Source organism: Levilactobacillus brevis, assembly GCA_021383565.1.
Classification (GTDB): domain Bacteria; phylum Bacillota; class Bacilli; order Lactobacillales; family Lactobacillaceae; genus Levilactobacillus; species Levilactobacillus brevis_B.
The window spans coordinates 1208044-1221039 of sequence record CP079699.1; the positions used below are offsets into that span (position 1 = coordinate 1208044).

10 protein-coding genes are annotated in these 12996 nt (G+C 51.4%); 1 reads left to right on the plus strand and 9 read right to left on the minus strand.

Annotated features, from left to right (window positions below; all coding sequences use genetic code 11):
- Positions 1 to 322: 322 nt before the first annotated feature.
- Positions 323 to 1693, plus strand: a complete 1371-nt coding sequence (locus KB236_05655) for an amino acid permease (GenBank protein ID UIF30186.1) — start codon at positions 323 to 325, stop codon at positions 1691 to 1693.
- 169 nt (positions 1694 to 1862) lie between these two features.
- On the opposite strand, the gene fucP is transcribed toward KB236_05655, so the two are convergent.
- The 9 genes from fucP to KB236_05700 all read right to left on the minus strand — a co-directional run bounded on the left by fucP (position 1863) and on the right by KB236_05700 (position 12993).
- Complete coding sequence (gene fucP, locus KB236_05660; protein UIF30187.1) at positions 1863 to 3218, minus strand: L-fucose:H+ symporter permease; 1356 nt, start codon at positions 3216 to 3218, stop codon at positions 1863 to 1865.
- A gap of 59 nt (positions 3219 to 3277) precedes the next feature.
- Positions 3278 to 3673, minus strand: a complete 396-nt coding sequence (gene rbsD / locus KB236_05665) for a D-ribose pyranase (protein UIF30188.1) — start codon at positions 3671 to 3673, stop codon at positions 3278 to 3280.
- Between the two features lie 357 nt (positions 3674 to 4030).
- Positions 4031 to 5563, minus strand: coding sequence for a gamma-glutamylcysteine synthetase (locus tag KB236_05670; GenBank protein ID UIF30189.1), 1533 nt, complete (start codon positions 5561 to 5563; stop codon positions 4031 to 4033).
- A gap of 1159 nt (positions 5564 to 6722) precedes the next feature.
- Positions 6723 to 8021: a pyrimidine-nucleoside phosphorylase gene (locus KB236_05675; protein UIF30190.1), complete on the minus strand. Its 1299-nt coding sequence runs from the start codon at positions 8019 to 8021 to the stop codon at positions 6723 to 6725.
- Between the two features lie 32 nt (positions 8022 to 8053).
- Positions 8054 to 9019: a sugar-binding transcriptional regulator gene (locus tag KB236_05680; GenBank protein UIF30302.1), complete on the minus strand. Its 966-nt coding sequence runs from the start codon at positions 9017 to 9019 to the stop codon at positions 8054 to 8056.
- Between the two features lie 179 nt (positions 9020 to 9198).
- Positions 9199 to 9906, minus strand: coding sequence for a purine-nucleoside phosphorylase (deoD, locus tag KB236_05685; GenBank protein ID UIF30191.1), 708 nt, complete (start codon positions 9904 to 9906; stop codon positions 9199 to 9201).
- Positions 9907 to 9929: 23 nt separating this feature from the next.
- Positions 9930 to 11123, minus strand: a complete 1194-nt coding sequence (locus tag KB236_05690; protein UIF30192.1) for a phosphopentomutase — start codon at positions 11121 to 11123, stop codon at positions 9930 to 9932.
- A gap of 24 nt (positions 11124 to 11147) precedes the next feature.
- Positions 11148 to 11837 (minus strand): deoxyribose-phosphate aldolase, encoded by a 690-nt coding sequence (deoC, locus tag KB236_05695; protein UIF30193.1) that lies wholly within the window; start codon positions 11835 to 11837, stop codon positions 11148 to 11150.
- 364 nt (positions 11838 to 12201) lie between these two features.
- Complete coding sequence (locus tag KB236_05700; GenBank protein UIF30194.1) at positions 12202 to 12993, minus strand: tyrosine-protein phosphatase; 792 nt, start codon at positions 12991 to 12993, stop codon at positions 12202 to 12204.
- Between the last annotated feature and the right edge of the window lie 3 nt (positions 12994 to 12996).

Genomic DNA, 12996 nt, shown 5'->3' on the forward strand with positions numbered 1-12996 from the left:
AACCCGTTATTTGCGGGGAAATTCGAGCACGAACGCCCTTATAAATTAATTTATGGGGTGAAATAGGTTGCACTGCTAATTAGCACCTGTCATCCTACTCATATCTTCGCCACAACTTGTCCGCTAAGCCTTAGGTCGCTGGCCCCCACTTCTATCCACGCCCCGTCCAAATTTCCACTGATTTCTCCCGTCCTTATCGGTACTAGCCGCGTCCTCATCACTCTAAGTTAGCTTTGGTGCGGCCTCTAACGCCAACTACTCCCGCCCAACTCCCGAAAAATCTCGACGCAAAGCCAGCCGAATCACCGGGTTCCGTGCTATAATGGTTAAATCTAAGCATTTGAGAGAAAAAGGAGTCTTTACTTTGGCCAAGGAGTTACGCCGCGAAATCGGCACGTTTACCGCCCTCGCCACCGTCATGGGAACCGTCATCGGTGGTGGGGTCTTCTTCAAAACCGCTAGCGTGGTGGCCGCCAACCACTCCGCTAACATGACCCTGGTTGCCTGGGTACTGGGTGGTCTCTTGACTATCTGTGCCGGTCTGACCAGTGCAGAACTCGCCGCCGCCATCCCCCGTACCGGGGGCGCCATGCGTTACCTGGAGTACACGTATGGCAAACCAGTCGGCTTTTTGATGGGTTGGGCCCAGATGCTGGTCTACTATCCGGCCAACATTGCTGCATTGTCCATTATCTTTGGCGTCCAGTTCGTGAATTTATTCCACCTCGATAGCGCGTGGAAGTTACCCATCGCCATCATCTGTGGCCTCAGCATTACCGGGCTGAACTTCCTGGGTGCTCGCGTCGGTGGCCGCGTCCAGTCGCTCGCTTTGATTTTTAAATTAATTCCCATCGCCGTGATCGTGGTCTTCGGCCTCTTTGCCCCGGCACACACGACCATTCAATTTTGGCCAATCACCACGGGCGATCACATCGGCTTCGGTGGGGCCTTCGCCTCTAGCCTGTTAGCCACCATGTTTGCCTATGACGGCTGGATTAACATCGGGAACATTGCCGGTGAAATGAAGCACCCCGAACGCGACCTACCACGGGCCATCGTCCTAGGACTTGCCTTGATTACCGTGGTCTATACGCTGATTAACTTGGTCTTCTTACGGACGTTACCGATCGACTTAATTGCCGGTAACCAAAATGCTGCGGCCGACGCGGCCATGAAGCTCTTCGGTCAATTCGGCGGTAAGTTAGTCACGATTGGCATTCTGATCTCCGTCTACGGCGCCATCAACGGCTACACCATGACCGGGATGCGAGTACCCTACGCGCTCGCAACGGAGGATAGCCTGCCCTTGTCCAAATACTTCAGTCAGCTGTCGCGCCGGACGTACGTGCCGTACTTTGCCGGTGTCGTGCAATTCGCAATTGCCCTGCTGATGATGCTCATGGGAAGCTTTGATATTCTGACCGACATGTTGGTCTTCGTCATGTGGCTGTTCAACTGCCTGATCTTCATCGCTATCTTCGTCCTGCGGAAGCGTGAACCGGAGTTGGTCCGCCCTTATAAGGTGCCCGGCTTCCCAGTAGTTCCACTGATTGCACTGGTTGGGGGAATCTTTATTATCGTCACCACGTTAGTCACAGAGATTGGCTTAGCCATCACCGGATTGGCCTTAACACTGATAGGTTTACCGGTTTACTTTATTCATCAACGTCGGCGGCAAACGAAAGCCGATTAAACTAAGCGTAAATACTGTAGTCGCCAGCTAAGGGAACCCCTAGCTGGCGACTATTTTTGTCCGTCCAGAGGTCGCTGATCTGGTCGCTAGACTATCTCCCATTTGTGCCAATGAACCGAAAAAAAGCCAGTCGGCAGAGAGACCGACTGGCTAAAGTTAACTGATAAATTTAGTGTTCTTGCATTTCTTCGGGGTGCTTCTTTTCGAAACGGTGTTCTAAGAAGAAGTACAGCGTGATCAAGGCGTAGCAGAGTGTTGGGACAACGAATGAGAATTGCATTGAACCAGAAGCATCTGAAACCAACCCTTGGATGGCTGGGATAATCGCCCCACCAATCAAAGCCATAACGATGATGGCCCCACCGGTTTCGGTGTACCGCTTTTCGTCGATGGCATCCAACGTGTGGGTGTAAATCGTTGGCCATTCTGGACCGAAGAAAAAGCTGGTCAAGATCGCCGTGTAAACGGCAATCATGTTGGGAATCGTGAAGGTGACCACGAGGGCCAACGTCCCTAATAGGGAGAACCACGTCAAGACTCCGGTGATGGAGAACTTGCTCATGAAGACGTTAGCGACCAGCTTACCCACGAACCACGCAATGTAGCTGTAGATCATGAAGGTTGAAGCGGCACTATCGGTGATCTGATGGTTCAAGTTCAGGGCTAAACGAATCGTGAAAGACCATACCGTCGTCTGTAAACCAGCGTAGAAGAATTGCGTTAAAACACCCTTCATGTAACGCTTGTTGTGGGACAGGTACTTGATGGTTTCGCCCAAGCTTGGACGATCTTCAACGGCTTCGTCGGAACCTTCAACCGTCTTCGTCGCCTTCGCCCGTGGCATTGGGGATAAGGCGAAGATGATAAACATCACAACCAGCACAATCAAGATGTACTTGTAAGGCCGCAGGGTCAGTTGTAACATCTGTTCCCCGTAGGCTAAACGGGCAGCGCCGTGCATGGTGGACATCTTGTTGGCTAAGTTGTCAACGGAACCGAAGATCAGGTACTTCCCTAAGACGATCCCCATGATATCACCAAGGGGTACCAAGGTTTGGGAGAAGTTTAACCGCATCGTTGCGTTGGCTTTCGGTCCCAGCATGGAGCTGTAAGTATCACAGGATGTTTCCAAGAAGCTCAGGCCAATCGCAATCGCGAAGATGGCCACTAAGAACATACTGTAAGTTGCCAAGTGAGAAGCTGGGAAGAACAACCCACAACCCACGATGTAGAAGATCAGCCCGGTCATAATAGCAAATTTATAACTGTTCTTTTTGATAATCAATGAGGCTGGAATGGCAATTAAGAAGTAACCACCGTAGAAGGCACTTTGAACGAACGCCGTTGCGGCATCGTTTAACATGAAGACCGTCTTGAATTGGGTGATTAAGATATCGTTTAGACTAGCGGCGGTCCCCCACAGTGGGAAGATCAGCGACACTAAGATAAATTGGAAAAGCGGGGTTTTGCTCAGATAGCCATCGGCCAACTGGGTCCAACCGTGCTTCGATTCAACTGCTTGCATGGTAAAGACTCCTTTATAATGAATTTAAGTAAAACGTTTTATGAACGCTAAAATTAAGGCTAGAACGTTACGCCAGATTCCAAGATGATGTTAGAGAATGGCGTCATTTCACCCGTCCGAACGAAGGCATGCGTTTGTGCTAAGTCCTTCTTCAATTGGCTATGTGGCATGTATTCAATCTCAACGTTAGGCATGAGATCCTTGATGGCTGCCAATTGTTCTGGGTTTTGCGTCTTGATTTCTTCGGCCAAGTAAATCTTTTGAACTTCGAGTTCGGCCAAGATATTCTTCAAAACGTCTTGGAAGCTAGGCAATTGCTTCGTTAAAGCCAAGTCGATTTTCTTGGTTCCCATTGGTACGGGCATCCCCGCATCACCGATGCTGAGCCAATCCATGTGGCCCATGCCAGCAATTACCGTAGATAATTCGGAATTAATAACGGTCGTCTTTTTCATCAGATATTTCTCCTTTTTAACTAAATTGATCACTGGTACACGTGCAACCCTTTTCAACTCATTTGGAACTGCAACCGGTTGAACCGGATCAATTTGACAAATTAGTTGACTAGAAATCGTATGTAAACCGTTTTACGTCAAGCGACATCGTTTACATTATCATAAAACTAAAAGGCTTTCAAGCCCCTTTTGTCGTTTTGTGAAGCTATTCATTTCCAGAAAGCGCCAAAAAAACGCCCACGAAAAACGCGTGGACGCTGAATAGACAGGCAATCTGCCCCGTTATGACTGAATTTATAGTCTGAAAATGTTTTTCACGAAATTAATTGAATTCTGCAATTTTATTACCAAACTTTTTTATTGCGCGGACCCGTAATTTAACGGTTCCGGGAGAGCCGGCAAGTCCGGGAAGAGACGCCGCAAAAATTTTTCCGGCGTCTTCCCCTGCATATCCCGCTCTTGCAGGACTTGGGTGATACCGTCGAAGGTAAACATGAACATATCCTCGCCGTCCTCATCCCTAACCTGATAGAACTTGATACCCAGCTGAAGGGCCGTCAGGATGAGCTGTTGCGTCGCTTTACTCAGTCGTGGCAGCTGCGGGAGTAACTGGCTGGCCGCGATACGGTCATGATACCATTGCCGAGCGACGCGCTGACCGTATTTCATCAGACTCCCCTGTTCCAGGTGAGCCACTAGCTTTGCAGCCGGCGTCAACTCAGGATGCATCAGCACCTCTTCCAGGTCGTCGATCGCCCCCCACTGTTTATTGTGGGCCTGCAACTGGTCGGCCATGGCCCGCATATTCCGAAAGATCCGCTGCCCATTGGCCTGAAATTGCGTCGGCTTTAGCGGATCTTCCAGCGCGACCAGCTGGTTACGCTGGCGGCCTGTCGCCAACAGTTCGCGAATCCGTTTGGCCGGTAACGGTTGGGTCATCAGGTAAATCATGAAGATTTTCAAAAAGTGCAGTGCGTGGCGACTAATCCCGTTACGGGCCAACGGTGTATTGTCGAAGTCCCGCAATTCCAAGTAGCGAATCCCCCCGGTCAGGAAGTCTTGGGCGTTGGCCTGGCCTTTCAACCGCACCGGGCCATAGAATTCGTGGGCGGAGAAGTAGGTCCCCGCATCGATGCGTTGCTGAATCTGCGCGAGATGCTGGGTTAGTGAGGTATACGTGACCTGTTCTTCTGGACGGTTCACGAAGCCAAAGCGACTGTTGCGAATGCTGCGCACGGGCCGCGCCAATTCCGCCGGTAGCGGATCGAAGAAGCCCTTTTCAGCAATGGGACTCGCCCCAAAGAGATAGGTGAGTAGCCACTGGTTGCGGACAAAGTTCTGCGCAATCCGGAAATACAACGCGTTCTTAAAGGCCACGATTGAGTCGAACTCGGTTGTATAGTGGCTGAACAGCCGGTGAATCACGGGATCGGGAATGCTGTAATTCACGTGAACCCCCGTCACGCAACCGTGTTGGAGGCCATACTTCTTTACTAGATATTCCCGATACGGCTTGATCGCCGGTCGGTCGAAATGCGCTGCAATGAACTGTAGATCCGTGTCATCCATGACCGGTGGCATGCTCAACGGCCAGATACGATCGTCACCTTCGAGCGTCCGGTAGGCCACCGTCTGCAAGGTATCCAGTTGGTCCAGCGTTCCCCCGATATTGGGATTAGGATCCGTGATGACTTCCAGTTGACTTTCAGTGAAGTCTGTTTGGAAGTACGGGTGAAAGGTCCGTGACCCAAACTTACTTGGGTGCGGCCGCCGACTCAACCGGCCATGCTGGTCAATCCGCTGTTCTTCAACTTCCAATCCCACAAGGCTGTGATAAAGCTGTTCCGATAAGTTTTCTTCTTGAATAACCGCTAATAAGTTGTCCAGCATGGCGGTAACATCCCCTGTCGTTCAAATGGTTTGACTATACTTTAAAGTTTAAACAAAAAGCCCCCGCCTGTCACTGATATTGTTCGCGTTTCAGCAAATAAAAAGAATTTTCTAAATTCAGTAAACTTTGCGGGCCATTCAGGGACAACAGCGTCTTGCCGTAGCCGCCACACCCCTTGCTTTTACCTGCAAAATATTATTTTTATTATCTTTTCTTCCTATTAATAACTATCAAGTTAATCTGATTGTTACCGCTAAATTCAATTTAACTGCAACAAATCAACGAAAAAATACATTAGTAATAAGTATAGCGCGCAAAAAGAGTGGGACAAACGGCGATTAGCAGTTTTAAGCGGAACCAACTGCCTTTTGTCGTAGGTTGCAACACCCGATAGTCGGAAACAAAAAGGATCTGAGACCTTTGTCCCAGACCCTTCCTCAATCTGTGTGATTGCATGTTCACTTTTCAGCCTACTAGCTACGGCAATGGTGCTCACCCGTCGATGACAACAACTGAAACGGTGTTCAGCCCTGAAATTCAGTTGTTCCCCTGACGAGTAGGCCCCGCTCCAGTCCCCAGCTAGCAAGGGTTATCACCATTAAACGAGTCATCAACGCCACCTGCGGCTGCCGCGGCTGCCAGAGATTCCGGCGCTGTGGGGACCGCCTGCGGCCTGAGGAGCGGTCCTCCGGCTCGGTTTGAAGCCTAGCAAAATTCGCCAGTCTCCAAACACGTCCCGCGCTGTAAGCTGACCCGGAACGTCAGCTAACACCGCTGTCACGGCTACCTCCATCTCTGACTACCTCCGGTTACGAAAGATGAAAGCCACCAAATAGGTGATTATATCGCTGGAATAGCAACGTTCGACCGGTTTAATTGGATACCTCTCACGTAGCCGTGAGTGCGTCAAATTTGGTCTCAGCCGTGGGATTTTTCAAGTGATTTTCTTGAAAAATGGCGTCTTTGAGACGCGGGTTGACGGCTCAAAGCGAGGGAAAAGACCGCCCTTTGGCTTTTACCGTCCTCCCCACCGCGATCCAGACCAAATTTGGCGAACGGTAAGGCGACCAGCATACTGTAATGGATGCTGCCCTTATCACACTACGTATTCTAGCTGTTTTCTAGCTTCTAACCGCCTCGTTTCACACTCTTTATCTTTTATCTCACCGTCTCGTGGATCAGCGTAAATGGTTCTGCCGAATCGCTGATTTCGATGTTGGCGTATAACAGGTCCTTGATGTCGTCGACGTTTTCACGGTCGCTGTAGATCGTCAGGAGTGAGTCGCCGGCCTCTACCTTGTCGCCGACCTTCTTGTTCATCATGATCCCAACGGCGTAGTCCAACTTGTCGTCAGCCTTCTGCCGGCCACCGCCAAGTAACATGCTGGCGACACCCATTTCATCGGCTTCAACCCGGCTAACTACCCCACTGGTCTTAGCTGGCAATGGAATCTTGAACTTAGCTTGCGGCATGATTTCTGGATGATCAATTACACTGCGGTCGCCACCTTGAGCTTCGACCATGTCCCCGAACTTCTTCAGTGCGGAGCCATCTTCAATGGTCTTTTCACACATTGCCCGGGCTTCCGCCATGTTGTCGGTCTTACCCGACATGACCACCATGTAAGACCCTAATGTCAAGACCAGGTCGGTAATATCGGCCGGAGCTTGACCCTTCAACAGGTCGATGGATTCCTTGATTTCCAAGGCGTTCCCAATGGCATTCCCCAGCGGCTGGTTCATATCGGAAATAATGGCCATGCAGTTCATGCCCACACCCTTGCCGATACCGACCAAGGCCTTCGCCAATTCACGTGAGTCATCCAACGTCTTCATGAAGGCCCCGGAACCGGTCTTAACATCGATCACCAACGCATCCGTCCCTGACGCAATCTTCTTACTCATGATGGAGCTGGCAATCAGTGGAATGGAATCCACGGTGTCGGTCACATCCCGCAAGGCATAGATCTTCTTGTCAGCGGGCGCAATGTTCCCCGTGGCCCCGACGATCGCCAAGCCTTGGTTCTGCACCTGCTTGATGAAGTCGGACTCGCTGATTTCAACTTGATAGCCTGGAATCGCTTCCAATTTATCCAAGGTGCCACCCGTGTGTCCGAGACCCCGACCCGAAATCATCGGTACGGGAATCCCAAGTGCGGCAACGATTGGCGCCAACGGAATACTGGTCTTGTCCCCCACACCACCGGTCGAGTGTTTGTCCACCTTGAGGCCGTCAATGCTGGACAGATCCAGATGATCCCCAGACTTCATCATGGCCATTGTCAGCTCTGAACGCTCTGCATCGGTCATGTCCTTGAAGTAAGTTGCCATTAAAAAGGCACTGGTTTGGTAATCAGGAATTTCACCGGAAACGACCCCGTCCACGAAAGTTTGAATCTCTTCCTTGGTCAGTTCGCCACCGTTACGTTTCTTATCAATAATATCAACCATTCTCATGTTTCAGCCACTCCATTTCTAATTGGATGCGTTTACCGCGACTGCGCTGTCGGGGTAACCTTCAGTAGTTGTGCTGCTGCGTGTTGATCAATAATCAAACAATTGGGGTAACCACCCAGTAAGGCGGCCCGAACCGCCGGAACCTTGGCGTCACCGGCTGCGACTAGGATCGAATGTTCCTTCTGTCGCAAATTTTCGAGATCAATGCCAATCGTGCGCTGATTTAACTTGGGATCGACGACTTCACCATTCTCGTCGATGTAACGGGAGAAGATATCTCCCACGGCATGGGCCTGCAAAAAATCTTTCTCCTGATCCTGCAGGTAACCCAGCTGAAAGACCAGCGCTGAACTCCGCACCGTTCCCACGGAGTAGATGGCGATGTTGGCTTTTCTCCCCAGCTCTAGGAGGTACTGAATGTGTCGCTCGGCCTCCACCAATTCCTTAGTTTGTTGGTGGTCAAAGATCACGGGCAACGGTAAGTACTGGGGCACTGCGTGGAAAGCATTGGCAAAGGCGTCAATGCTCTCGTAGGCATACGTGTGCTCCGTGGAGTAGCTCACACTCCCTTTAAGCTGAATGACTTCAACGCCGGTTAGCGTATCCGGTTGTAAATTCGACCCAATGGCATAGATGGTCTTCCCCCAGCCGATCCCAATAATATCGTGTTCGGCCACGATATCTTCAAGATAGTGTGCCGCGTACTGACCGACCGTGTTGAGCAGCTCGCTGGCTGCAGTTAATTGGGTCGGGACCACGTGAACGTCCACGCGATAGGCACGCGTCAGAGCCTGTTCCAGCGTCTGAACGTCTTGGACCGGATCAATAATCTGGATCCGGACCAGGCCCTGCTCTCTGGCATACTGCAAGAGACGGGAAACGGTTGGGCGAGAAATCCCCAGTTGGTGGGCAATCTGACTTTGACTCTGATCTGATTGGTAATACATCTTCGCGACGGCCAAACTCTGAGTTAGTCGCTGATCCGTGGTCTCCGCCATGAACTTGCCCTTCTTTCCTTCATTAAATGCGTTCCTCATCTAGTCGCTGTTCGACGGAAGACACAAAACTGGTAGTCCCCACCAATCGTAAACTGGTAAGGTCCAGTCAGCATGAGGTGTGCCTACCAGTTCTGTGACTGATCAACTCAGTTCAAAATAAGGCTAACGCAAACACTAATTTACTCTGCAATGGCCGCTTCTAAGGCCACCTTAATCATGTCACCAAATGACGTTTCCCGTTCTTCGGGACTCGTGGATTCACCGGTAACCAAGTGATTACTAATCGTCAGGACGGACAGGGCCTTCACGTGGTACTTCGCCGCAATCAGGAATAATGCTGCCGATTCCATTTCGGTGGCGATGACCCCGTAATCGACCAACTTCTGCCGGTCCATTTCATCATTGTAGAAGCGATCCTCAGCTAAGATGTTCCCCACCTTAACCGGAATCTTCAGGTCTTTAGCCGCATGGTACGCCGCGTCCAACAGGCCGAAGTCACTCAACGTCGCGTAGTAGATACCGCCGCCAAACGTGTTGTGAATGATGGCCGAATCCGTCGTCGAGCCTTGCGCCAAGACCACGTCGCGAACGTGTACGTCGGGACTCATCCCGCCAGCGGTACCGACCCGGAACAACTTCTTGGCGCCGTAATCGTTAATCAGCTCGTGGGCGTAGATGGAGATGGATGGAATCCCCATCCCGGTGCCTTGAACGGAGATACGGTGGCCCTTGTAAGTTCCCGTATAACCGAAGGCGTTGCGGACCTTGTTGTAGCACACTGGATTCTCCAGGAACGTTTCCGCAATGTACTTGGCCCGCAGTGGGTCACCTGGCATTAAGACAGTATCGGCGATATCGCCCATTTTTGCTTCCAAATGGTTACTCATAATGGTTTTCCTCCTTGGTTGCGCTAGTTCAAGTCAGCTAAGAAACTGTGACCCGCGTCGTTGCCGGCCACGCCAAAGTTATCCAACACAGTTGCGCCAAAGTCCGAGAATGGTGACCGGATACCTAGGCTCCCCCCTTGTTTGAAGCTTGGGGAGTAGGCCAGCAACGGCACAAATTCACGGGTGTGGTCCGTCCCGGTATAGGTCGGGTCGTTCCCATGGTCAGCGGTAATCATCAACAGGTCATCGTCGTGCATGTTGGCCATGACGGTGCCGAGGCGTTGGTCAAAGTCCATTAAGGCTTGACCAAAGCCCTTGGGATTCCGCCGGTGACCGTACATCGCATCGAAGTCCACCAAGTTAATGAAGCAAAAGCCAGTAAAGTCTTCTTGCATGACGTGATCGACGTGATCCATCCCGTCCATGTTGCTTTCATTGTGGTAGCCTTCGTCGATACCGTGACCGGAGAAGATGTCGTTAATCTTCCCCACGCCGACCGTATGGATGCCAGCGGCTTGCAGGCGATCCATGTCGGTCTCCCCGGTCGGTTCCAAGGTGAAGTCACGCCGGTTGGCCGTCCGCGTAAAGTGTTGCGCATCGGGTCCCACGTATGGCCGTGCAATGACCCGGCCAATCAAGTTTTCCGGACCGTTCACCAGAGAACGCGCGTATTCACAAATCTTGTAAAGTTCTTCGAGCGGAATCACGTCTTCATGGGCGGCAATCTGAAGTACCGAGTCGCCGGATGTGTAAACGATCAAATCGCCCTTGGCCATCTGTTGTTCACCCAATTCGGCGATGATCTTGGTCCCGGATTCGGGCCGGTTACCAATAATCTTCCGTCCTGAGAACGCTTCCAATTTCTTTAACAAGTCAGCCGGGAAGCCGTTGGGATAAGTACTCAAGGCCTTGCGAACGGGCAGGCCCATCATTTCCCAGTGACCATCCATCGAATCCTTGCCGGCGGAGATTTCTTGCATCTTGCCGTAGTAAGCCTTGGGGGCGTCAGCGACGGGAACCCCTTCGATCGGTGTATCCCGGAGATTGGATATCCCCAATTTAGCCAGGTTCGGTAAGGCTAGCTTGCCCGCGTAGTAGTGACCCACATGACCCAGAGTATCGGCTCCTTCGTCACCGTAGTTCACAGAGTCCGGTGCGGCCCCCGTCCCGACAGAATCCATCACTAAACCGAAAATGCGTTTAAACTTCATATCCATATCCCCACTTTCACTGACTAATTTTTAATAACCTGACTTCGTCCCAGCAGCTTCACCCGTCAAGATGGCTACCGTAGCACTGACACCCAAACGACTGGCACCAGCATCGATCATCGCTAAGGCTTCGTCCTTGCTGTGAATCCCACCGGAAGCCTTGACACCCAAACGGTCGCCGACAGTTTCACGCATTAATTTCACGTCTTCAATCTTGGCACCCGCCGTTGAGAACCCAGTCGAGGTCTTCACGAAGTCGGCACCGGCTTGTTCACTTAACTTGCAGGCCCGAATGATTTCTTCATTGTTTAACAGGCAAGTTTCCAAGATAACCTTCAATAATTTACCCTTGGCGTGAACAGCTTCGGCTAAGGCTAAGATGTCCTTGCCAACCTTATCGTTGTTACCGGCTTTCAACTCACCAACGTTGATGACCATGTCGATTTCTTCGGCCCCATCGTCAATGGCTTTGTTGGCTTCAAAGACTTCACTGTCCGTTGCCATGGCTCCGAGTGGGAAACCAACAACGGCGATTGGGTTAACGTCGCTGTCCTTCAATTGCTCAGCAACGAACGGAATCCAGTAGGAGTTAACACAGACGGAAGCTGTATCAAATTTCTTAGCTTCGTCACAGGTTTGTTTGATGCTGGCTTCAGTTGCGTCAGCCTTTAAGTTAGTGTGATCAATGTATTTTGCTAATTGTGCAGTCGTTAATGTCATAGTATGAAACCCCTTTCATTTATCACAATTAGCATACCGAATTCGTGCACGTTTGTAAAGCCTATTTTTGAAATTTTGTTCATGTCACTTTTAATTGTGTTTTAATGAACAAATTAATAAAGAGATTTCATGTTAAACGTTTTACCTATGAAAGCGCATTCTAACAATGCTTCCGGCTAGCCACCGCGGGCCATCTATTCTGATAGTTTGCTCACAATTAACCCCCAGTTCGGCTTTAAAATTTTTTTGTTTTTTCGGCTGAACGCCAAAAAAGCCACCGTGACAGGGAATGTCCCCGTGACTGATAGCTCGTCATGGTTTTACTTAAATGGTCTAGCACCGCCAGACTTCACGAGGAAGTAGCCTAGCGCGGCAGTAGAAAGCGCCGCTGTAACGCCACCCGATCCGCCGTCGCCACACCCAAAACATCACGCAGATACGGTGTGAGGCCGCCGTACGCGTAGTCGATGAGTGACAGTGCCTGCTCGAAGTAGTCCGGATTCACCGACGCGAGGTCACGGACCGCATGCTGAAAGTTGGTGCGGCCGTTGCCTAATTTAACGGCCGCCACCCGCTGGTCGATATGTTCGGCCGAGGCTGGGTTCGTCAGCAAATAGTCGGCTAGCAGCTGCTCCGAGGAGACGCCAAGCGCCGCTAAGATGAAGATCGCCGCCATCCCCGTCCGATCCTTACCGGCCGAGCAGTGAAAGATAATGCCTTCATCGCACGGTACCTGCAGGAGAATTGGAAACAATCGGCGATACGCCGCTTGCGCCTGAGGAGCCGTCACCAGACGACGGTAGACCCGCATCATCCGGTGATAACCACTGCGCGGGTCGCGACTGAAGCGCCGTTGCAATTCGGCCACCGACGCCGCACTCTCAGCCTCGTCGTCATCGAAGACCGGTAGATGACAGTACCGCATCTGTGGGCCCAACCGATCCGGCGCGGCTTGCGTCTCCGCGGTGGAGCGAAGATCGATGACTAACCGCACACCAATGGCCTGTAACTGCAGGCAATCGGCCGGCGTCAGACTCGCCAGATGGGCCGTGCGCAACAACCGATGCCACCGCACTGGTCGGTCGTCGGTCCCCAGATAGCCGCCCAACTCACGAAAGTTGAAGCCCCCCTGGAGATGTAAGACTCTTGCCGTCATCGT

Coding starts and splice junctions, on each gene's coding strand:
- KB236_05655 (UIF30186.1), top strand. CDS start 323: ATGGTTAAATCTAAGCATTTGAGAGAAAAAGGAGTCTTTACTTTGGCC.
- fucP (UIF30187.1), bottom strand. CDS start 3,218: ATGCAAGCAGTTGAATCGAAGCACGGTTGGACCCAGTTGGCCGATGGC.
- rbsD (UIF30188.1), bottom strand. CDS start 3,673: ATGAAAAAGACGACCGTTATTAATTCCGAATTATCTACGGTAATTGCT.
- KB236_05670 (UIF30189.1), bottom strand. CDS start 5,563: ATGCTGGACAACTTATTAGCGGTTATTCAAGAAGAAAACTTATCGGAA.
- KB236_05675 (UIF30190.1), bottom strand. CDS start 8,021: ATGAGAATGGTTGATATTATTGATAAGAAACGTAACGGTGGCGAACTG.
- KB236_05680 (UIF30302.1), bottom strand. CDS start 9,019: ATGGCGGAGACCACGGATCAGCGACTAACTCAGAGTTTGGCCGTCGCG.
- deoD (UIF30191.1), bottom strand. CDS start 9,906: ATGAGTAACCATTTGGAAGCAAAAATGGGCGATATCGCCGATACTGTC.
- KB236_05690 (UIF30192.1), bottom strand. CDS start 11,123: ATGGATATGAAGTTTAAACGCATTTTCGGTTTAGTGATGGATTCTGTC.
- deoC (UIF30193.1), bottom strand. CDS start 11,837: ATGACATTAACGACTGCACAATTAGCAAAATACATTGATCACACTAAC.
- KB236_05700 (UIF30194.1), bottom strand. CDS start 12,993: ATGACGGCAAGAGTCTTACATCTCCAGGGGGGCTTCAACTTTCGTGAG.